Origin of the sequence: Streptomyces sp. YS-3, assembly GCF_045257485.1 — a bacterium.
Classification (GTDB): Bacteria; Actinomycetota; Actinomycetes; order Streptomycetales; family Streptomycetaceae; genus Streptomyces.
In genome coordinates, this window is record NZ_JBJHPC010001233.1 from 1 (window position 1) to 514 (window position 514).

Sequence of the window (514 nt, forward strand, 5' to 3'; positions counted from 1 at the left end):
TGCCCACCCCGGTCACGCCCGCGCCCGCCGCTCGGTACCGTGGCGGCGTGCCCCACCAAGCCTCAGCTCCTGAGCACCGCACCACGACGACGGAACGCGGCAGCTTCGCCCACGCCCACTGCACCTGCGGCTGGACCGGCCCCGCGCGCCGCTCCCGCGACAAGGCGAGGGGGGACGCGCAGCGGCACGAGTCGGCGGAGTAGTCCGGTCCGTTCGGAGCCGAGGGGTTCAACGGCGGGGTCCCCGCTCCGGCGCCACGAGAAGCGTCCTCGCGCGCGGCGAGCGGAACGGGCGCGCACCCACCCGCTGAAACCACAAAACCCGTGCCGGCCCCGCACGGGGAGCAGAACCGGGGAGGTTCGGAGCCGAACCCTCCGGGAAGACGTCCTCGCATGGACCGGCGTACCCTCCTCGCCGCCGGGGCCGCGGGGGCCGCCCTCGCCGCCGCGTCCGCCTGCACGTCCGGCGCCGCCCGCGGCGAGGCATCCACGTCCCCCCGGCCGCCCACGACCCC

General features: G+C 77.4%; 1 protein-coding gene. It reads left to right on the top strand.

What is annotated here, in order from left to right; genetic code table 11:
* A partial coding sequence (locus tag ACJA3G_RS38460; RefSeq protein ID WP_406557598.1) for a hypothetical protein occupies positions 1 to 203 on the top strand: 203 nt, incomplete at its 5' end.
* Positions 204 to 514: the final 311 nt, after the last annotated feature.